Annotated in this window: 16 protein-coding genes; 9 read left to right on the top strand and 7 right to left on the bottom strand. The window is 62.4% G+C overall.

The genetic code is table 11. The annotated features are described in order from the left end of the window. Window positions 1-132 precede the first annotated feature (132 nt). Window positions 133-5,031 carry an alpha-2-macroglobulin gene (locus tag QMK52_RS04035; RefSeq protein ID WP_320403837.1) on the top strand — a complete coding sequence of 1,633 codons (4,899 nt, stop codon included), beginning with the start codon at window positions 133-135 and terminating at the stop codon, window positions 5,029-5,031. A gap of 137 nt (window positions 5,032-5,168) precedes the next feature. On the opposite strand, the gene QMK52_RS04030 is transcribed toward QMK52_RS04035, so the two are convergent. Further along, on the bottom strand, window positions 5,169-5,462 hold the full coding sequence (locus tag QMK52_RS04030; RefSeq protein ID WP_005784417.1) for a hypothetical protein: 294 nt from the start codon (window positions 5,460-5,462) through the stop codon (window positions 5,169-5,171). 90 nt (window positions 5,463-5,552) lie between these two features. Here QMK52_RS04030 and pbpC point away from each other — a divergent pair, with 90 nt between their 5' ends. The 6 genes from pbpC to QMK52_RS04000 all read left to right on the top strand — a co-directional run bounded on the left by pbpC (window position 5,553) and on the right by QMK52_RS04000 (window position 12,484). Then, window positions 5,553-7,883: a peptidoglycan glycosyltransferase PbpC gene (pbpC, locus tag QMK52_RS04025; RefSeq protein ID WP_320403836.1), complete on the top strand. Its 2,331-nt coding sequence runs from the start codon at window positions 5,553-5,555 to the stop codon at window positions 7,881-7,883. 161 nt (window positions 7,884-8,044) lie between these two features. Beyond that, on the top strand, window positions 8,045-8,353 hold the full coding sequence (locus tag QMK52_RS04020; protein WP_003188211.1) for a MazG-like family protein: 309 nt from the start codon (window positions 8,045-8,047) through the stop codon (window positions 8,351-8,353). Further along, on the top strand, window positions 8,346-9,095 hold the full coding sequence (locus QMK52_RS04015; protein WP_122732331.1) for a methyltransferase: 750 nt from the start codon (window positions 8,346-8,348) through the stop codon (window positions 9,093-9,095). Before QMK52_RS04020 ends, QMK52_RS04015 begins: the two co-directional genes overlap by 8 nt. A 24-nt stretch (window positions 9,096-9,119) precedes the next feature. Beyond that, a complete protein-coding gene (locus tag QMK52_RS04010; protein WP_122732330.1) occupies window positions 9,120-9,722 on the top strand; it encodes a DUF4136 domain-containing protein in 603 nt (200 codons plus the stop codon). 44 nt (window positions 9,723-9,766) lie between these two features. Further along, a complete protein-coding gene (locus QMK52_RS04005; protein ID WP_122732329.1) occupies window positions 9,767-10,324 on the top strand; it encodes a DUF4136 domain-containing protein in 558 nt (185 codons plus the stop codon). Between the two features lie 216 nt (window positions 10,325-10,540). After that, on the top strand, window positions 10,541-12,484 hold the full coding sequence (locus tag QMK52_RS04000; RefSeq protein ID WP_320403835.1) for a pilus assembly protein TadG-related protein: 1,944 nt from the start codon (window positions 10,541-10,543) through the stop codon (window positions 12,482-12,484). On the opposite strand, the gene QMK52_RS03995 is transcribed toward QMK52_RS04000, so the two are convergent. Both QMK52_RS03995 and QMK52_RS03990 read right to left on the bottom strand, forming a co-directional pair. Next, entirely contained in the window at window positions 12,469-15,222 is a 2,754-nt protein-coding gene (locus tag QMK52_RS03995) for an ATP-binding protein (protein WP_320403834.1), read from the bottom strand. The genes QMK52_RS04000 and QMK52_RS03995 overlap by 16 nt on opposite strands. Next, entirely contained in the window at window positions 15,219-15,656 is a 438-nt protein-coding gene (locus QMK52_RS03990) for a TadE family protein (RefSeq protein ID WP_005784432.1), read from the bottom strand. Before QMK52_RS03990 ends, QMK52_RS03995 begins: the two co-directional genes overlap by 4 nt. Before the next feature lie 71 nt (window positions 15,657-15,727). Between QMK52_RS03990 and QMK52_RS03985 the strand changes: the two genes are divergently transcribed. Beyond that, entirely contained in the window at window positions 15,728-16,177 is a 450-nt protein-coding gene (locus QMK52_RS03985; protein WP_320403833.1) for a prepilin peptidase, read from the top strand. 123 nt (window positions 16,178-16,300) lie between these two features. Then, complete coding sequence (locus tag QMK52_RS03980; protein WP_005784435.1) at window positions 16,301-17,086, top strand: response regulator transcription factor; 786 nt, start codon at window positions 16,301-16,303, stop codon at window positions 17,084-17,086. Between the two features lie 75 nt (window positions 17,087-17,161). On the opposite strand, the gene QMK52_RS03975 is transcribed toward QMK52_RS03980, so the two are convergent. The 4 genes from QMK52_RS03975 to QMK52_RS03960 are packed head-to-tail and all read right to left on the bottom strand — an operon-like array spanning window position 17,162 to window position 19,951. Continuing rightward, window positions 17,162-17,434 (bottom strand): DUF3613 domain-containing protein, encoded by a 273-nt coding sequence (locus QMK52_RS03975; protein ID WP_005784437.1) that lies wholly within the window; start codon window positions 17,432-17,434, stop codon window positions 17,162-17,164. 10 nt (window positions 17,435-17,444) lie between these two features. Next, window positions 17,445-18,170, bottom strand: a complete 726-nt coding sequence (locus QMK52_RS03970; RefSeq protein WP_005784438.1) for a tetratricopeptide repeat protein — start codon at window positions 18,168-18,170, stop codon at window positions 17,445-17,447. A 10-nt stretch (window positions 18,171-18,180) separates the two neighbouring features. Then, window positions 18,181-19,068 (bottom strand): type II secretion system F family protein, encoded by an 888-nt coding sequence (locus tag QMK52_RS03965; protein ID WP_005784440.1) that lies wholly within the window; start codon window positions 19,066-19,068, stop codon window positions 18,181-18,183. 1 nt (window position 19,069) lies between these two features. Next, the gene (locus QMK52_RS03960; protein ID WP_320403832.1) at window positions 19,070-19,951 is read right to left on the bottom strand and encodes a type II secretion system F family protein; all 882 of its coding nucleotides are present in this window, start codon (window positions 19,949-19,951) and stop codon (window positions 19,070-19,072) included. Window positions 19,952-19,953: the final 2 nt, after the last annotated feature.

The following is a 19,953-nucleotide window of genomic DNA, read 5'->3' as shown; positions in this document are numbered from 1 at the left end:
TGGATTTGGCTGGGACTTGAGGCTGCCCAGAACCAAACTTCCCTCCGTCGGTCAATGTGACCGGCACCGCAGCAGCCAGCGCGGCGCTGATATATAGTTCACCCCTCGGTTCCCTCTGACTACGAGTGCCCCATGCTTAACAAAGGACTGTTCCTCGCTTGCGCGCTGGCCCTGCTGAGCGCCTGTGATTCTTCCGATAAGCCCGCTGCACCGACGGCGCCCGCCGCGGCAAGCATAGCGCCCAAACCCGCCAAGGCGGCGGTGGACGTGGCGGCGCTGAAGCAGCGCTATGCCGGGCGCGAGTTAAGCGTGGTGGACGTGTCCGAGGTGCAGTTGGACGGGGCCAGCACCTTGTCGGTGAGTTTTTCCATTCCTCTGGACCCGGATCAGAAGTTCGCCGACAAGCTGCACTTGGTGGACAGCAAGTCCGGCAAGGTCGATGGCGCCTGGGAGCTGTCCGATAACTTGATGGAGTTGCGCCTGCGCCACCTGGAGCCGCAGCGCAAGTTGGTGCTGACCGTGGACGCCGGGGTGAAGGCAGTCAACGACAACACACTCGCCGCCGAATACACCGCCCGCCTGGAAACCCGTGATCTGCAAGCCACCGTCGGCTTCGCCAGCCGTGGCACGTTGCTGCCGACGCGCCTGGCCGAGGGTTTGCCGGTGATCGCGCTGAACGTCGACAAGATCGATGTTGAGTTCTTCCGCATCAAGCCCGAATCCCTGCCCTCGTTCCTGGCGCAGTGGGGGCGCAATACCAGCCTGCAAAGCTATGAGTCCCGCGAACTGCTGCCGATGGCCGAGCTGGTCTACGGTGGGCGTTTCGACCTGAACCCGGCACGCAACACTCGCGAAACCCTGCTGCTGCCGATTGCCGGCCTCAAGCAATTGCAGCAGCCGGGCGTGTACCTGGCGGTGATGCGTGCCTCGGGCACCTACAACTATTCGCAACCGGCCACGCTGTTTACCTTGAGTGACATCGGCCTGTCGGTGCACCGCTATGCCAATCGCCTGGATGTGTTTACCCAGGCGTTGGAAGGCGGCAAGGCACTGAACGGCGTGGAACTGGAAATCCTCGATGCCGAAGGCCGCGTACTCGGCCAGGGCAAGACTGAAGACGGTGGTCACGCCGAGCTGCCACTGCCGAAAAAAGCCCAGGTGTTGCTGGCCAAACAAGGCGAGCAGACCAGCCTGTTGCGCCTGGACAGCGCCGCGCTGGATTTGGCCGAGTTCGATATCGGCGGGCAGCCGTCCCACCCGCTGCAGTTCTTTGTGTTCGGCCCGCGTGACCTGTATCGCCCTGGCGAAACCGTGCTGCTCAATGCGCTGTTGCGCGACAAGGATGGCAACGCGGTCAAACCGCAGCCGGTGAGCGTCGAGGTGCGTCGTCCGGATGAACAGGTGAGCCGCAAGTTTGTGTGGGATGCTGATGCCTCCGGCCTGTATCAATACGCGCTGCAACTGGCCGGCGAAGCACCGACCGGGCGCTGGCAGTTGGTATTTGACCTGGGGGACGGCAAGCCGCAACTGTATGAATTCCTCGTCGAAGACTTCCTGCCCGAACGCCTGGCACTGGAACTCAAGGGCAGTGAAACCGCACTGAGCCCAACGGAAAATCCGGTCATTCAGGTCAACGGGCGCTATCTGTACGGCGCACCGGCATCCGGCAATCGGGTCAGCGGCCAGGTCTATGTGCGCCCGCTGCGTGAGGCGGTCAAATCTCTGCCGGGGTACCAGTTCGGTTCCATCACTGAAGAAGAGCTGAGCCAGGATTTCGAACTGGACGAAAGCGTACTCGACGCCAATGGCGAGCAAGCGCTGACCCTGGAAAGCAAATGGGCCGAGGCCAAATCCCCGTTGCAACTGATTGTGCAAGCCAGCCTGCAAGAGTCCGGCGGGCGGCCCATCACCCGACGCCTGGTGCAGCCGATCTGGCCGGCCGAGCAATTGCCGGGCCTGCGCGGGTTGTTTGATGGCAAGGAAACCAATGGCGATGGCCCAGTGGAATTCGAAGTGCTGGTGGCCAACCAAGACGGTCAGAAACTAGCTGCGCAAAACCTCAAGGTGCGCCTGGTGCGTGAGCGCCGTGACTACTACTGGAACTACTCGGAGAACGATGGCTGGAGCTATCACTTCAACGAGAAATTCCTCAACCTCGATGAGCAGACCCTGAACATCAAGGCCGGCGACACCGCCAAGGTCAGCTTCCAGGTGGAGTGGGGCCCGTACCGTGTCGAGGTGGAAGACCCGCAGACCGGACTGGTCAGCAGCGTGCGCTTCTGGGCCGGCTACCAGGCCCAGGACAACACCGAAGGCGGCGCCGTGCGCCCCGACCAGGTCAAGCTGGCGTTGGATAAACCCGCCTATGGCGATGGCGACACCGCCAATGTCACCGTCACGCCACCGGCTGCCGGTAAAGGCTACTTGCTGGTGGAGTCCGCCGAAGGCCCGCTGTGGTGGCAGGAGATCGACGTACCGGCCGAAGGCAAAAGCTTTGCGGTGAAGCTCGACCCGAAATGGTCGCGCCATGATCTGTATGTGAGCGCCCTGGTGATTCGCCCCGGCGAGCGCAAAGCCAATATCACCCCAAAACGTGCCGTGGGCCTGTTGCACCTGCCGCTGGATCGTACCCAGCGCAAACTCGGCCTGACCCTCACTGCACCGGAAAAAATGCGCCCCAAACAACTGCTGACGGTGAAGATCGCCGCCAAAAACGCCGATGGCAGCGTGCCCAAACAGGTGCATGTGCTGCTGGCGGCGGTGGATGTGGGCATCCTCAATATCACCGAATACCCCACGCCCGATCCGTATTCCAGCCTGTTCGGCCGCAAAGCCTATGGCGTCGACCAGTTCGACATCTACGGCCAGTTGATCGAAGCCGGCCAGGGGCGCCTCGCCAGCCTGGCATTTGGCGGTGACGCGGCGTTGGCCAAAGGCGGCAAGCGCCCGGACACCAGTGTGACCATCGTTGCCCTGCAAAGCGCGCCGGTGACCCTGAACGATAAAGGCGAGGGCGAAGTCAGCGTCAATATCCCCGATTTCAATGGCGAACTGCGCCTGATGGCCCAGGCCTGGAGCGATGATCGCTATGGCATGGCCGAGGGCAAGACTGTCATCGCCGCACCGCTGATTGCCGAGCTGTCGGCGCCGCGCTTCCTGGCGGGAGGCGACCAGACCACCTTGGCCCTGGACCTCTCCAACCTGTCGGGCAAGGCGCAGAAACTCGATGTGCAATTGACCGCGCAAGGGCAGTTGGAACTGGTCAACAGCGGCGCGCAATCGGTTGAGCTCAAGCAAGGCCAGCGCACCACCCTGCGTATTCCGGTAAAAGCCTGGGGCGGTCTCGGCCAGGGCAAGGTCAAGGTCACCGTCAATGGCCTGGACCTGCCGGGGGAAAACCTGCCGCCGTTCAGCCGCGAGTGGACCCTGGGCGTGCGCCCGGCGTACCCGGCCTTACTCAAGCATTACCGCGCTGTGCTCAAGGATCAGCCGTGGAGCTTGCCGGCGGGCACGCTCGATCAGTTCGATGCCTCGGGGCGTGAGGCGCTGTTGAGCCTGTCGAGCCGGCCGCCGTTGAACCTTGGTGCACAGATCAGTGCGCTCAAGGCCTACCCCTATGGCTGCCTGGAACAAACCGCCAGTGGCTTGTACCCGTCGCTGTATGCCGACGATGCGCTGCTCAAGCGCCTGAGCATCAAGGGCGAACCGGATGCCGAGCGCAAACGCAAGATCGAGTTGGGCATCGAACGCCTGCTGGGGATGCAGCGCTACAACGGCAGCTTTGGCTTGTGGGGCGCTGACGGCGAGGAAGAATATTGGCTGACCGCCTATGTCACCGACTTCCTCCTGCGCGCCCGCGACCAGGGGTTTGCCGTACCGCCTGAAGCCTTGAAGAAGGCCAGCGAGCGGCTGCTGCGGTATGTGCAGGAACGCAACCTGATTGAAGTCGACTACAGCGACAACGCCGAGCACACGCGTTTTGCCGTACAGGCCTACGCCGGCATGGTGCTGGCGCGCAGTCAGCAGGCGCCGTTGGGTGCCTTGCGCAGCCTGTTCGAACGCCGCAGTGATGCGCGCTCCGGATTGCCATTGGTGCAGTTGGCCATCGCCTTGCAAAAAATGGGCGACCAGCCGCGTGCCGATCAAGCCTTGCTCGCCGGTTTGGCGGCGCAGCGCAGTGCCAAGGAATGGCTGGCCGACTACGGTAGCCCATTGCGCGATCAGGCGATGATCCTGGCGCTGCTGGAGGAAAACGATTTGGCCAAGGGCAAACGTGAAGAGCGCCTGTTTACCTTGTCGGACCAGTTGGCGGCCAGCCCGTATCTGTCGACCCAGGAGCGCAACTCGCTGTTCCTGGCCGGTCGGCTCGGTTTCGCCCAGCCCGAGGCTGACTGGCAGGTGTCGCTGACCGGCAGTGGCGGGGCGCGGGAGCTGAACAACCAGCAGTCCACGCTGCAACTGGATGACAAGCTGCTATCCAGCGACCTGAGCCTGAGCAATCAGGGCCAGACTCCCGTTTACCAGCAGCTGACTATTTCAGGTTACCCACAACTGCCCCCGGCAGCGGGCGGCGAGAACCTGAGCATTCGCCGCGAATACCTGGGCATGAACGGCCAGCCATTGAACCTGCGCAGCCTCGACAGCGGCGACCTGGTTCTGGTGCACCTGGCCGTCAGTGCCAAGCAACGCGTGCCGGATGCCCTGGTGGTAGACCTGCTGCCCGCTGGCCTGGAGCTGGAAAACCAGAACCTGGCACAAAGTGCGGCGAGCCTTGAGAACGCCAGCAGCCAGGTGAAGGAGTGGCGCGAGTCGATGCAGAACGCATCGCTCAAGCATCAGGAGTTCAGGGATGATCGCTATGTGGCGGCGATGAACCTGGACGGCTACGGCACCACGCACTTGCTGTACCTGGCACGTGCGGTGACGCCTGGCACCTATCGCGTGCCGCCGCCGCAAGTGGAGTCGATGTATCGGCCGAACTGGCAGGCGGTGGGCGAGACGCCGGGGGATATGGTGATCAAGGGCCGCTGATCGCTGAAGTTGAAGTGGGCGCTCTTGTGGGAGGGAGCTTGCTCCCGATAGCGGTGAATCAGTCACAGCATCATTGGCTGACACTCAACTATCGGGAGCAAACCCCCTCCCACAAGGGATTGGGGCTGTCAGATAAATCAGTGCACAACCCAACTCAGCAACCACAGGCCCAGCAGCAGCCAGATGATGCCCACGATGATCGAGGCCCGCATAAAGGCGCGTACCGCCGAGTACAAGAAGAGCAACCCGACGATCAGGGTGATGATGCTGATGATCGAGGTGTCCATGCCCAAGGTACGCGACAAGCCATCGATAAAGTTGCCGCCGGCGTGGGTCAATGCCCCGAACAACCCGCTCAGGCCATCGACGATAAAGCGGATGACGGAGCCGAGCGCCTGGCCCAACCATTCGAAAAAGCTTTCTACCTGCATGTGCGTGTCCTGATAAGAAGGTGGGCGTAACTGAGCCTTTGGTCGTTATTGCGACAGGCTAGTTCCCTACAAGCATAGAGGTTTGCCCGGTTGAATTTGCGTTTTGTTGCCCGCTGGACCCTGGCGAGCCTGCTGTTGGTAATCGCCGTGCTATGGCTGGCCGATCGTATCTGGCCCTTGCCCCTGCCCCAGGACGACCTGGCCCGGGTGGTCCTGGCCGAAGATGGCACGCCGCTGTGGCGATTTGCTGATGCCAACGGCGTATGGCGCTACCCGGTGCAGACGCGCGAGGTGTCGCCGTATTATCTCGACGCGCTGCTCACTTACGAAGACCGCTGGTTTTACCAACACCCCGGGGTAAACCCGCTAGCGCTGGTACGGGCGACCTGGCAAAACCTGACCGGTGCACGGGTGGTGTCCGGCGGCAGTACCTTGTCGATGCAGGTGGCGCGTTTGCTCGACCCGCATTCACGCACCCTGCATGGCAAGTTGCGTCAACTGTGGCGTACCGCGCAGTTGGAGTGGCACCTGTCCAAGGACGAAATTCTCAACCTTTACCTCAATCGTGCGCCCTTCGGCGGCACGCTGCAGGGCGTGGCAGCGGCGAGTTGGGCGTATCTGGGCAAGTCGCCCTCACAACTGACCCACGCCGAAGCCGCCTTGCTCGCGGTATTGCCCCAGGCGCCCAGTCGCTTGCGCCCGGACCGTCATCCGCAACGTGCCCAGCAGGCCCGCGACAAAGTGCTGCGCCGCCTCGCCGAGTTCCAGGTGTGGCCGCAGCCTGCGGTCGATGAAGCCCTGGAAGAACCGCTGCTGCTCGCCCCGCGCCTGGAACCGAGCCTGGCGCCGTTGCTGGCGCGGCGTCTGAACCGCCCCGACAGCCCGCCGCTGATTCGCACCACCCTGGACGCCACCCTGCAACGCCGCCTCGAAGACCTCCTGCTGGGTTGGCGTGCACGCCTGCCGGAACACACCTCGGCAGCGATTCTGGTGGTGGAAGAGGAAAGCATGGCGGTGCGCGCCTACCTGGGCTCGGTGGATATCAACGACACCAAGCGCTTTGGCCATGTGGACATGATCAGTGCGCTGCGCTCGCCCGGTTCGACCCTGAAGCCTTTCCTGTATGGCATGGCGTTGGACGACGGCTTGATTCACTCCGAGTCCCTGTTGCAGGACGTGCCCCGGCGTTACGGCGATTATCGGCCGGGCAACTTTTCCATGGGCTTTACCGGGGCGGTGCCGGCGAGCACGGCGCTGTCCAGCTCGTTGAACCTGCCGGCGGTGCAACTGTTGGAAGCCTACGGGCCCAAGCGCTTTGCCGCACAGATGCGCATCGGCGGCATGCCGTTGGCGTTGCCGGCGCTGGCCGAGCCGAACCTGGCGCTGATCCTCGGCGGCGCGGGCAGTCGCCTGGAGGACCTGGTGAGCGGCTACAGCGCCTTGGCCCGTGACGGCAAAAGTGCGACGTTGCGACTACAGCCGGAGGATGCGCTCAGGGAGCGACCTTTGCTGTCGCCGGGGGCTGCGTGGATTGTGCGGCGTATCCTCAGCGGCCAGGCACGGCCCGATCGCGACCCGCGTGCCGAGCTGGTGCAGCGCCCGGTGCTGGCGTGGAAAACCGGTACCAGCTATGGCTTTCGCGATGCCTGGGCAATTGGCGTAGGGCCGCGTTATTTGATCGGTGTATGGATCGGCCGGCCGGATGGCACGCCCGTCCCCGGCCAGTTCGGCCTGGCGTCGGCGGCGCCGTTGATGTTGCAGGTACATGACGTACTGACCAACCGCGACAGTCAGCGCGGCATCAGCGCGCCGGTCAAACCGGTGCCGGCGAATATCGGCGTGGCGGCAATCTGTTGGCCGCTGGGCCAGCCCATGAACCGCAGCGACCCCAACTGCCGTCGCCAGCGTTTCGCCTGGACCCTGGACAACACCACGCCGCCGACCTTGCAGGCATTGGATCAACCCTTGAGCGTGGGGCTGATGGAGAGCATCTGGGTTAATGCCAAGGGCTTGCGGGTTGATGCCCATTGCCCTGGCGCGGTGCCGAGGCATATTGCCCTGTGGCCAGCGCCGCTGGAGCCCTGGTTGCCAAGGGTTGAACGCCGTGAAGCGCGCATTCCTGCGCCTGACCCGGATTGCCCGCCACCGGCGCTGGCTGCGGCTTCGCCATTGTCCATTGTGGGCGTGCGCGAGGGCGACCAGTTGCGCCTGCCCGCGGCCAGCCAACAAGCCTTGCGCCTGAAAATCTCCGCGTTGGGCGGCAGCGGTCGGCGCTGGTGGTTTCTCAACGGCGCACCGTTGGGGGACAGCGCCAATCAGGACAGCATCAATGCCAGTTTTGAGCGGTTGGGGCGATATCAGCTCAGCGTGTTGGATGAGGCCGGTCAAACCGCCAGGCTCGAGTTTAGCGTGGTTGATTAGGGCCTCATCGGGAGCAAGCCCCCTCCCACATTTTGAAATGTGTTCACAAATCAAAGTGTGGGAGGGGGCTTGCTCCCGATAGCGCCCTTGAGAACACCACCGCTATTCACTTGCCTTCAATCCCCATCCCCCTGAAGCTATACCCATTCAGGAGCCCCCCAATGAACCTCGAACACCTCACCGAACGCCTGCACCGCATCCGCGATACCAACGACTGGAAGCAGTTCCACAGCCCGAAAAACCTGGCCATGGCCGCCAGTGTGGAAATGGCCGAACTGGTGGAAATCTTCCAATGGCTGACTGAAGACCAATCCCGTCAGCTTCCCGCCGATAAACTCGCCCATGCGGGCCAGGAAGTCGGTGACATCGTGCTGTACCTGCTGTTGCTGTGCAGTGAGCTGGGCCTGGATATGAATGAAGTGGTGCGTGCCAAGTTGGCCGACAGCGAGCGGCGGTTTGCCCATGAGTGATCGTCATTTCGACCAGTTGGCCACGCGTTTTGCCGAGAAAATCTACGGCGGCGCCAAAGGCGCGATTCGCCTGGCGGTGCTTCAGGCTGACTTGCTTGAAGCGTTGCCTGATCGTCCGTTGCGCGTGCTGGATATCGGCGCGGGCCTGGGGCATATGTCGCTGTGGCTGGCCGAGCGCGGTCACCAGGTGACCCTGGCCGAACCCGCTGAGCCGATGCTCGACGGTGCGCGCCAACGTTTTGCCGACGCCGGCCAAAGTGCGACGTTTATTCATGCGCCATGGCAAGACTTGCTCGGTCAACTCACCGAGCCTTACGATCTGGTGCTGTGCCACGCGGTGTTGGAGTGGTTGGCCGAACCCCATGCCATCCTGCCGGTGCTGCATCAGTTGACGCTGCCCGGCGGCTGGTTGTCCCTGGCGTTCTACAACCGCGATGCGTTGATTTACCGCAACCTGCTCAAAGGCCACTTCCGCAAAATGCGCAAGAACGACATGGCCGGTGAAAAGCAGAGCCTCACGCCGCAGCAACCGCTCGACCCTCGGGAATTGGCGGCGCAACTCGAAGGGTTGTGGCAGGTCGAAAGCCAAAGTGGCGTGCGGGTGTTCCACGACTATATGCCGGTAGAATTCCAGGCTCGCGCCGATTTGCAGGACTTGTTGGAGATGGAGCTCGCTCACCGTCGTCACCCAAGTTTTGCCGGGCTTGGGCGATATTTGCACTGGGTCTGCCGTCCGGTTTAAGCGGCCCAGCCTGCGGAGGTCCAAATGCGTCGTCTCGGTTTGATCCTGTTATCCCTGGGGCTGGGAGCCTGTTCCAGCCCTAATCCTTATGTCGCCAGTTCGGCACCGATGCCGCCGGCCCCGGCCCAGGCGGCCACCACTTTTGATGCCAGCGCCTACCCGGCACCCGTACGCGACTACGGCGCCTATCGCAGTTGGGGCTGGCTCAACGGCCAGTTGCCAGCCGGCACGGCCTGGGCCGATTCGGCACAGATTGCCGAGGCGGTCAGCGGCGCCCTCGACCAGCGCGGCCTGCGCCCCTTGCATGACAACCGTGTGCCCGACCTGCTGGTGAGTGCCGATGTGCGCCTGGAGAAGCGCCTGCGCCAGGTCCAGGACGACTATGGCTACGGCTACGGTGGCTACAACCGCTATGGCAACGGCTATGGCATGTACAACAGCGTGCCTGTGGTACGCACCTATGAAGTGACGGTGGCGGTGGCGCGCATCAGCCTGTTCGACGCCCGCACCCGCCAACCGGTGTGGAGCACCAGCGCAGAAACCACCAGCCAGGGCAGCCTGAGTGAGCGCGCCGATAGCTTGCGCAAGGCGATGCAGAAGGCAATGGCTGCCTATCCGCCCAGTTAGCAGCTATTCTCATTTCAGGTTCATGTCGTTTTCTGGAGAACATCATGTTGGGTCGCATCGCTGCACTTGCTGTTGTTGTGTTGCTGGGCGGTTGCCAGAGCAACCAGGTCAACCACGATTTCGACGCCAGCCGCGACTTTGGCGCCTACCGTAATTGGGCCTGGAAAGACCCGGCATTGCAGTACCGCCCCGATGACCCGCGTATCAAGAGCGACCTCACCGAGCAGCGCATCCGCCAGGCCGTGGGCGAGCAACTCGATCAACGCGGCCTGCGCCCCGCAGCGGCCGGTACCAAGGCCGACCTGAATGTACAGGCGTACCTGATCGTCGAAGACCGCCAGCAACAAGTCACCACCAACTACGGCGGCGCCTGGGGCGGCCCATGGAATGGCTACTGGGGCGCGCCGATGTACAACGAAACGCGCAACATCACCTACAAAGTGGCGACCATCCAGATCGACCTGCTCGACGGCAAGGACGGCAAACTGGTGTGGCGCGGCAGCGACGAGCAAATGATGGCCAGCACGCCAAACCCGGAAGATCGCAGCAAGGCCATCCGCAGTACGGTGACCAAAATCCTTTCCAACTACCCACCGCGCTGATTACCCCCTGTAGGAGCGAGCTTGCTCGCGAAAAACGTCAACGATAACGCGTGCTTCCTGAATCAACGCGGCGCCTGTGAGTTTTTCGCGAGCAAGCTCGCTCCTACAGGATTAGGGCATCTCCGCCAGTCGCCAATATGGCGAGTTGCCAGCAACCTGCCTGTCCCTTGTCTACACTCCAGTGCAACCCCGGTGAGTTAGCGCAGGAGTGCTTCGATGTCTCCCCGATTCGGTTCCAGGCAGCGTGGGGCAATTGGCTTGATGGCGGCAGGCACCTTGGCCTTGGCCCTGGTGTTTACGTTGCTGGCGGTCGACAGCGGGCGTCTGTATCTGGAAAAGCGCAAGCTGCAGTCCGTCGCCGATACTTCGGCGCTGGAAGCGGCCGGGCTGGGCGGCCAGTGCGGCACCAACACCACGGCCAACGCCTATGCCACGCAAAACGCTGCGCGCAATGGTTTTGTCGTGGGCAATGGCCGCACCCTGGCCGTGACGTGCGGCACCCTGGCCACCAACGCCCTGAACACCCGGGTGTTTACCGCCGATGCCACCAAGAGCGACGCGATCCGCGTGGTGGCTTCGCGCACGGTGATGAGCAGCATCGCCAATGGCCTGTGGAACCTCTTTAGTGGCGCGCCGATCACCGCGCAAATCAACCTGAGCGCCACCGCTGTCGCGGCGACGCCGCCTCCTGTAGCGCAGTTGTCGATCCGCAGCAGCCTGGCCAGCGTCGACTCAAGCAAATCCCCGCTGGTCAACCTGGTCATCGGCAACCTGCTCGGCGGCAACCTTTCGCTCACGGCGGCGGGTTGGAACGGCTTGCTGCAGACCGACGTCAACCTGCTCAGTTACCTGGACCAGTTGGCGATCAGCTTGAACGTGAAGGCTGGCGACTACGATGCATTGCTCAATACAGCCGTCTCCGCTACCCAGTTGATCGACGCTGCGGTCAAGGTCTTGCAGCAAAACGGAGCGGCGGTCACGGCAGTCATCAATGATGTGATTTCGATTGAGGCGATTGCACCAAACACCAAGCTGTTGACCGTGGGGGACCTGATCGACATTGCCACCGGCACGCCGACGGCGGCGCTCAATACCAATGTGCAACTGTTTCAGTTGCTCGAAGCGGTGGCGCAGTTGTCCAGCAGCAAGAATGCCGTGAGTGCGGCGGCGCAAATCGCTATTCCGCTGGTGGGCAATGTGTCGATCCAGACCAAGGTCATCGAACCGCCGCAGTTGTCGGCCATCGGCAATCCCGCCTTGGCGAAGAAGGGCTTGTTGAATACCCCGCCGACCGATCAGATTTTTGTACGTACTGCGCAAGTGCGCACATTGGTGACGGTGCAAGCACCGATCATCAAGGTCGTGTCTGGCGTGGCTTCGGTCTTGAACGGGCTGGGCACGCCGGTGTCCCAGGTGGTCAAGGGCTTGTTGAACCTCAACTTGCCGGCGGTAGTGGGCGGTGTGCTGTGTCTGGTGGCGTGCAATGTGGCCGATGTGGATGTCACGCAGACGCTATCGATTTACATAGAGGCCGGCAGCGCGCAAAGCAACGTCATTGATTTCAACTGTGCTTCGCCGGCCTCCAAGTCGTTGACGGTGAAGACCACTACGTCCCTTGCCACCCTGGCGGTTGGGACGGTCGATCCGGTGGCTGCGTTTTCTTCATCCGCTGCGGTTAACGTGCAACCGGTCAGGCTGATCGATTTTGGCCAGCGCTACTGTGTCGTTCTGACGTTGCTGTGCAGCCCTACCCGTACACCTAATGTGGGGGGCGGCTTACTGTTGAAGGCCAACTCTACGATTGGTGCGCAGACCAGTAATATCCTGTTTGCACCGGTGGCTGAGATGAATGCGCCACCGACCTACAAGAACGCACCCGGCACCGCCAATATCGTGGGGAGTCTGACAGCGACCTTGAGTGGTTTGCAGGTGACTTATGTGCCGCCCAGCGGCAGTGTGTCCAGTGGTGCGCTGGCGGGAGTGGCCGGCCTGTTGGCGACAATCACCACGGCGGTGGTGGGACTGATCCAGAACGTGCTGTCGCCGATCCTTGATCCTATCGTCAACACCTTGCTCAGTGCCTTGGGCATCAACCTGGGCAACGCCGAAGTTGGCGCCAACCTGAGCTGTCATATGGGGCGGGCTTACCTGGTGATCTGATCCTGCACGATGGGTAACTCAACGCAAAATTTCGCACCGGCCTCGCCATTGCTGACGCTCAGGCGTCCGCCCATGTTTTCCACAATCCCATAGCTTACTGACAGCCCCAGTCCGGTGCCTACGCCGATTGGCTTGGTGGTAAAGAACGGCTCGAAAATCCGTTCCAGCAAGCGCGGGTCGATGCCGCCGGCGTTGTCTTCGACCCAGATGCGTACATGGTGGCGGTCATGCTCGCTGTGCAGGGCAATCCAGGGGCGCAGGGCGGGATTCTTTTCGTGCTGGCTGAGCAGCGCGTCGCGGGCGTTGACCATCAGGTTGATCAGCACCTGTTCCAACTGATCGACGTAGCCTTTGACCTGCACCGCAAAGTCCGCAGGTGTGATGCGCACTTCCACACCTTTGCCACGCAAGCCTTCGCTGAGCAACGCCAGGGTGCCTTCCAGCGCTTGCGCCGGGTCGAACGGTTGCTGCTCGATTTCCGAGCGACGGCCGAACACGCGCATGTGGTCGACCACCCGGGCTGCGCGTTGCACCTGGGCGTCGATGCGCTGGAGTTTTTCGGTGAGGTAGTCGATTTGCACATCGCCATTGCCCAGGCGCTTGAGCACGTTGACGACGGCCATATGCATTACGTTCAGCGGCTGGTTGATCTCATGGGCCAGGCCGGTGGCCATTTCGCCGAGGGTGGCCATTTTGGCGCTTTGGGTCAGTTGTTGTTGTGAGCGGCGCACTTCAGTGTTGTCGCGGCCCACGGCTTGCACTTCCACCAGGGTGCCTTGCTGATCAAACACGCCACGGTCGGACCACACCCACCAGGCATGTTCGCGTCCGGGCAGTTGCAGGCTGATCTCGGCAGTGCTGACCGGGAATTCGGGGGTCAATCGTGCGATGCGTTGCACAAAGGACGCGCGTTGTTCATCCGACAGCCATTGGCCCAGGTCGATGCCCGGCAATTGGGCGGGCTGGCATTCCAGGTAGTTGGCCAGCGGCGTATTGCCGAAGGTCAGGATCAGGTCGGGGCGGTAGCGGCAGATCATTGCCGGTGAGTCTTCCACCAGGATGCGGTAGCGCTCCTCACTCTGGCGCACTTGCTCAGCCGCCAGGGTCGCTTCGGTCACGTCCAGCCACAGGCCCACGGCTTCCACCGGCAGGCCGAGGTCGTCGCGCAACAGCTTGGCTTCGTCGAGCAGCCAGTGGTAATGGCCTTGTTTATCGCGCAACCGGTAGCGGCTGCGCACGGTGCCTTCGCGCAGCAGTTGGCGGGTGCGTTCAAAGTAGAGTTCGCGGTCGTCGGGGTGGATCAGCGTTGCCAGGGTGTCGTGGTTGCACTCGGCCAAGGTCCAGCCCAGCAGCGGTAACAGGCTGGCGCTGAAAAACGCCGGGTGCAGCGCGCCGTTGACGTAGCGCTGTACATAGATCACCGCCGGTGAGCTGGCAATCAGGTTGTCCAGGCGCGCATGGGCGGAGGCGGCTTGCAGTTGCTGGTTCTTGATGTCGCTGATGTCGAGCATGAAGCCGATCCAGCGCCGCTCACTGCCCACGCCCAGCACTTGCCCCTGTATGCGATACCAGAGCGGTGCCTGCTCGGCCTGTGTGCGTTGCAGGCGTACGCTGGTCAGCAACGGCTTGCCCAGGGCTTGCAGATCTTTCAGGCGGCTATTGAGGGCTTGGCGGTCGGCGGGGTGGATCAATCCGAGCCAGGTGTCGAGGGCCTGGCGGGTGGGGCCGTCCTCCTGGCTCAGGTTGCGCAGCAATTGTGGCGCCAGTTGGATCTCTTGGGTGGCGGGCAACAGTTCCCACCAGCCGGCGCCGAGCAGGCCTTGCAAGGCTTCCACCCGTTCCAGTTGTTGGTGGTGGCGCTGTTCACGCAGGCGGCTCAACAGTGGCGCGGCGAGGGCGGCGCACAGGGTGAGCCAGTCACGTTCGCGGGTGTGATCCACCTGGCCGTCGTAGCAGCCACACAACAACCAGGCCGCCACGCCGTGGCTGTCGCGGTAGGGCACCAGCAAACCGCCGACGTTGCCGAAGATGCTGTGCAGGCGCGGGTTTTCGCTGCGGCCCAGGGCAATGTCCAGGTTCAGAGGCATGTTGCCGTTCAGGCTGTCGAGGCTGGTGCCAAGATGCTGCCCGGTTTGCCACAGGGCCGGGGCATCATGGGCGGCGTATTGGCTGTAGATGCGCCAACCCTGATCGTCTTCGTCGAGCAGCGCCATCGCCACGCAAGGTATGCGCCAGCGCTGGGCCACGCTGCGCAGGTGCTCGTTGAACACCTGTGACAGGCGGTTGAAGCTGCACACGCGCAGTTGTTCGCTCATCAGGCCAGCGAGTTGATGGTTCTGTTCGCGCTGTTGCATCCGTGCCCGGTCGGCCAGCAGGTCGGTGATATCCAGCAGGCGCAGGGCCCAGCCGTCGCCCTCCGGCTCGAGCCAGCCGCGGGTGTGCAGAACCAGGCCGGCGGCGCCCTGAAAGTCCAGGTCCAGACCCTGTCGTTGCCATTGCGGCGGTGCACCTTCGACGCTCAGCGCGCTGCTCGCGCACAGCAATGTGCGCAGCGGCGGGTTGGGCGTGTTGGCCAGGTGTTGGTCGAGCAGAGGCCGCAGGCTACCGGCAATGCTTAGCACCTGGCCCAGGTTGTCCAGTTGCAACTGCAGGCCCGGCGCAGGCGTTGCCGGGGCATCCAGGGCCAAGGCGCTGCTGCGCCCGCGCAGGCGTGCGAACAATTTATCCCCCGTCGTCAAAACTGAAGGCTCGAGGTAGCGGTCAGGTTGGTGGGCAGGTTCGGAACGGTGCCAACGCCAGGCAGTACCAGGGCCGGCAGCACCGCTTTGATGTTGGCTGATGGATAAGTGATTTTCACCGTCAGCAAGTTATTGGTGTAGGTGGCGGTGATGTAACCGGGCAGAAACTTCAAGGAGCCGGGGATCCAGTTCAACTGCGCCTGGGCTGCATCTTTGGCGCGCTGCACAACCAAAGCCGAATAGCCTGCGGTGCCTGGGTCCAGTGACACACTGCGGCGCACGCCTTCTGCCGCCGCCTGGTGGAACGACTGCATCAGCAACAGCGGCAAGCTGTAGCTGAGCATGCCGTAGAACACCGCAAAGAAGATTACGAAGACCAAGGCAAACTCGATCGCCGCCGCACCTTTTTGCTTTCTCGGGAGGCCTGATTTCATGACTGCGTCTACCCTGAGGCGAGTACCTGATATCAGCATAGAATCATTCGGCAAAAAGGGATGTTTTTTACGTGATCCAGAATGTAGTGATATTGCTGTGGTTGGGGCTGTGCGCTTTACAGGATATGCGTCAGCGGCAAATTGCCAATACGCTGACCCTGGGCGTCGGATTACTGGCGTTGATCTACCTGCTGTGGACCGGCTCGACGTGGCTCGGTGCTCCCCGCAGCGATGGCGGCCTGGCCCTGGTGCTGGCGCTCGCCCTGACCCTGCCGGGTTATGCGTTGGGCCGCTTCGGCGCCGGGGATGTGAAGTTGTTGGCAGCCCTGGGCCTGGCCTCCAATACCACGTATCTGCTGGGGTCGCTGATTGGCGCGGGCATCGCCATGGTGGCTTGGGCACTTATGCATCAAGGCCTTAGCTCAAGCCATGTAGAGCGGGACGCGCAGGTGTCAACAAAACAACCTTTTGCACCCTTTGTTCTGACAGGTTATGCGGCCTGCTGGCTTTGGATCCACTAGTCGTTCGAGTTGATTAGTCGTATGTACATAGTCAGAAAGTACGTCTACGTTTAATGAGTGGTTGTGGGATTTTTCGTCAGAAAGGATAGGTCACCTTTTGGCTTGCCAGGCATGGAGTAGCGCGTGAACAAGCTTACATCAGCAGTAAAAGTGCTCGTAGTCGACGATCAACCGTTAATCGTAGAGGAGCTCTGTGAGTTTCTTGAAAGCAGCGGGTACCGTTGTGTCCCGTGCGAGTCCAGCAAACAAGCGATAGAGCGTTTCAGCGAAGACCCTCTGATCGGCCTGGTGCTGTGCGATCTGCATATGCCGGACATGGACGGCATCGAACTGGTTCAGGCGTTGCAACGCGTCGCCGGCAAGCATCGTGCATTTGAAGCGATCATGCTCACCGGGCGCGCCGACAAGCAGGATGTGATCAAGGCCCTGCGTGCAGGGATCGCTGATTACTACCAGAAACCGATCAACCTGGATGAACTGCTCGAAGGCCTCAAGCGCCAGGAAGCGGCATTGGAGGAGCGGCAAAAGGACCTGCAACTGGGGACGCTTAACCAGAAGTTGCAGTACCTGTCCGACTCCATCAACGACTTGTATATGGACCTGGACAGGGTGCGGCGCAACCCGGCGCCCAAGGCCAGCGACGGCGAGGCGATGGCTGACGAAGCCGGGCCAGTGGAAATCCCGGCGATCTTCAATCAGTTGTCTCCGCGCCAGTTGGACGTGGCGCGCCTGGTCGGCAAGGGGCAGACCAACTACCAGATTGCCTGTGAACTGGGGATCACCGAGAACACGGTCAAGCTGTATGTATCCCAGGTGCTGCGCCTGACCCATATGCACAATCGCACACAGTTGGCGCTGGCGTTGTCACCGAGCAACTCGGCGATGGGCCAGCGGGTGACGGCGCACTGAAAGCCCAGTCAACGGCAGAGCAAAAGCCGGTAGATATTCAATGTGGGAGGGGGCTTGCCCCCTCCCACAGTCACCCTATTTACTCCCGCTCTGCGCAGACCCGCCCACCTTCTGATCAAAGAACTCCGGGATCGGATGCTTGTTGCTGTCCAGCCAGCGCTTCAGCGCCTGCTCGCGTTCCGCCGGCGTGGTCTTTTGCGGGTTGGCCGAGGCTGCGCGCCCGCTGAGTTGCAGGGCCATCCAGTTTTCTGTTTCCGCCTGCTGCGGCGAAGACGGTCCAGCCTCGATGGCCGATGCTGCGTAGGGCAGGGCCAGCAATGCGAGGCTGGCGAGGTAATGGAGTTTCATCATCGGCTCCCTATTTCACAGACGCCGGCAGCGTGTCGCTGACGGCCGCTACCTGGTCTTTGGATGGACGTACCGTTGCCGCAGCCGCACCCTTGATGCGTTGTGCGCGTGCCTGGGCCTGCGTCACTTGCTCGGGGCTCAGCCCGAGTTGGCCGACCACTTTTGCGGCCTGCTCCCAGTTGTCCTGGTAAATCAACAAGGTCACCAGGTTCACCGCCGCCAATTGATCGCTCTGCTTGAGTTCGATGGCGGTCATGAATTCAAAGCGTGCGTCTTCCAGGCGCAGTTGATCGAGGTACACCACGCCCAAGTCATTGCGGATTTTTTCGTCGGTGGGTGCCAGGCGTGCCGCACGTTGCAGATGGGCCATGGCCTGGCCGTTGTCGCCCTTGGCCGACGCCAGTTGCCCCAGACCGTGCTCGCCATCGGCGGCCAGGCAGGTGCCGAGCAAACTGCGGTACAACGGCTCGGCCTCGGTGCGGCCCAGCAGGCGATAAGCGCGGGCCTGGCGCTGGCGCACCTGAGGCAGGGTAGCGGGCAGGTTTTGCAGGTTGGCCAGGCTGGCGTGCAGCTTGCCTTCGTTGGCCATGTCGTCGGCCAGGTTCAAGGACAGCTCCTGGTCCGAGCTGGGTTTGGGGCAACTGCCGGACGCCAGCAAGCCGGCCCACGGAGCCTGGCCATTACTGGCGCAGCCACCCAGCATCAGCACGCTTATGGCGACAATCAGTGGCTTCATAACAGACTCCTCAGAAGTTATTCAGGGCGCGGGAGATGGCGATCATGGCCGGGCCCCCGAGCACAATCAGCAAGGCTGGAAACAGGAACACCATCATCACCACCGACATCTTCGCCGACATTTTCGAGATGTATTCCTGCAGGCGGGTCAGGCGGCGGTCATCGAGCAATTGCTTGAGCGCCAGCAGCGACTTCATCGCGCCGCCACCCTGCTGAATCAATTGCTGAAGAATGATGCAGGTGTCGGTGAACTCGTCCACCGCCAGCAGGCGTGCGGTCTTGCCCAGCTCCTCGGACAGCTCCAGGCCCGAGTCGACCCGCGCCAGGATCAGGCGCAATTCATGGGTCAAGTCAGGGAGCAGGCGCTGGGCTTCGGTACTCAACACTCGCAGTGATTGCTCAACCGCCATGCCGGATTCGAACAGGATGCGCAGCAGTGGAATGAACGTGGAGATTTCCCGAGCAATGCGTTCCTGGCGATATTTGGCGCTGAGGGCCAGGACGCGCTTGGGCAGCAGGTAACCAATCCCCAGGGCCACCGCCGGCGCGATCCACGGCGAGCCGGCATGGGGGAACAGCAGTTGCTGGCCCAGTAGGGTCAGGCCCAGCAGCACGATCGGCACTCCGACCTGGCAGGCGGCGAACATCGAGCGTTGGTTGGCCTTGCGCCAGCCGACACGGTTGAGCAGGGTCTGTGTTTCGTTGTCCAGGCTGACCGAGCGCTGGGCCACCTGGCTTGCGCCCAGTTGGCGCATCAGGCTGCCGAGTTTGTCTTCGCGGGTCAGGTGGCCTTGCAGGCGCTGGCTGACCATGCGCTGGCGCCGCCGTTGCTCCAGCAGGTTGCCGGCGATCAAGGCGACGGCGGCGAGCAACAGCAGGATGCTGATCAGAATCGCCATTTCAAATACTCCGCAACATGCGCCACATCACGAAGGTGCCCGTGATGTCGAGCGCCACCGCGGCCAGCAACAAATAGCGCCCGGTGCCGTCATTCCACATGCTCATCAGGTAGCCCGGGTTGACCATCAGGAAGTAGCCCACCATGACGATGGGCAAACCCGCCAACACATAAGCGGTCATGCGTGTTTCACCGGTCATGGCCTTGAGTTGGCGTGCGCCCTGCTCACGCTCGCGAATCATCTTGATCAGGTTCTCCAGCAATTCGCTGGCGTTGCCGCCGTAGCGGTGGTTGACCTTCAAGCCCAGGGCAAACAGGCGAAACTCATCGCGTTCATAGAACTCGGCAAAGTCGCTGACAGACTCCGGCAGGCTTACGCCCATTTGCACGTTGCGCTGGATGCGGCTCATGGCCTGCTTGAGTGGCGCCTCGGTGCTGTCGATAGCCCCCAGCACGGCATCGGCCAGGGTGCGGCCGGACTTGAGGCTGCGCACGCTGTGGTCCAGCAGTTGCGGCAATTGTTCGATCATGCGCTGCACGCGTCTTTGGTAGCGCCAAGCGATATACGCACGCAGCAGCAGCGGCGGCATTATCAGCATGGCGAGCAGGCCCAGCCCGTCGGCCAGCAGGTAGCCCAGCAACATGGCTACCGCCCAGCCGCTCAGCCATAGCCCCAGGCGATCGGTGGGCTTGCCCAGGCCGGCGCGCTGGAACATGCGCTCCAGCGCAATCCAGCTGCCGTTCGGTTCCTCAGGCAACGGCTGGCCGTCGGCGAGACGCTCCAGCACGCGGTCGGTGCCGGCCTGGCGCAGCCCGCGCTGGAACAGCCACACCGACAGGCTGATCAGCAGGATGCAGATGAGCAGCAAGAGAAGTCCTGTCATGG

This window comes from Pseudomonas sp. P9_2, assembly GCF_034008255.1.
In the GTDB taxonomy this organism is placed as follows: domain Bacteria; phylum Pseudomonadota; class Gammaproteobacteria; order Pseudomonadales; family Pseudomonadaceae; genus Aquipseudomonas; species Aquipseudomonas synxantha_A.
Note: the sequence above shows the minus strand (reverse complement) of the source record. Positions and strands in the feature narration are given on the sequence as shown.

Excerpts from the sequence above, each read along its gene's own strand:
- QMK52_RS03960 (WP_320403832.1), bottom strand. The coding sequence starts at position 19,951 with ATGACAGGACTTCTCTTGCTGCTCATCTGCATCCTGCTGATCAGCCTG.
- QMK52_RS04035 (WP_320403837.1), top strand. The coding sequence starts at position 133 with ATGCTTAACAAAGGACTGTTCCTCGCTTGCGCGCTGGCCCTGCTGAGC.
- QMK52_RS04015 (WP_122732331.1), top strand. The coding sequence starts at position 8,346 with ATGAGTGATCGTCATTTCGACCAGTTGGCCACGCGTTTTGCCGAGAAA.
- QMK52_RS03965 (WP_005784440.1), bottom strand. The coding sequence starts at position 19,068 with ATGGCGATTCTGATCAGCATCCTGCTGTTGCTCGCCGCCGTCGCCTTG.
- QMK52_RS04005 (WP_122732329.1), top strand. The coding sequence starts at position 9,767 with ATGTTGGGTCGCATCGCTGCACTTGCTGTTGTTGTGTTGCTGGGCGGT.
- QMK52_RS04010 (WP_122732330.1), top strand. The coding sequence starts at position 9,120 with ATGCGTCGTCTCGGTTTGATCCTGTTATCCCTGGGGCTGGGAGCCTGT.
- QMK52_RS03970 (WP_005784438.1), bottom strand. The coding sequence starts at position 18,170 with ATGAAGCCACTGATTGTCGCCATAAGCGTGCTGATGCTGGGTGGCTGC.
- QMK52_RS03975 (WP_005784437.1), bottom strand. The coding sequence starts at position 17,434 with ATGAAACTCCATTACCTCGCCAGCCTCGCATTGCTGGCCCTGCCCTAC.
- QMK52_RS04000 (WP_320403835.1), top strand. The coding sequence starts at position 10,541 with ATGTCTCCCCGATTCGGTTCCAGGCAGCGTGGGGCAATTGGCTTGATG.
- QMK52_RS04020 (WP_003188211.1), top strand. The coding sequence starts at position 8,045 with ATGAACCTCGAACACCTCACCGAACGCCTGCACCGCATCCGCGATACC.
- QMK52_RS03990 (WP_005784432.1), bottom strand. The coding sequence starts at position 15,656 with ATGAAATCAGGCCTCCCGAGAAAGCAAAAAGGTGCGGCGGCGATCGAG.
- QMK52_RS04030 (WP_005784417.1), bottom strand. The coding sequence starts at position 5,462 with ATGCAGGTAGAAAGCTTTTTCGAATGGTTGGGCCAGGCGCTCGGCTCC.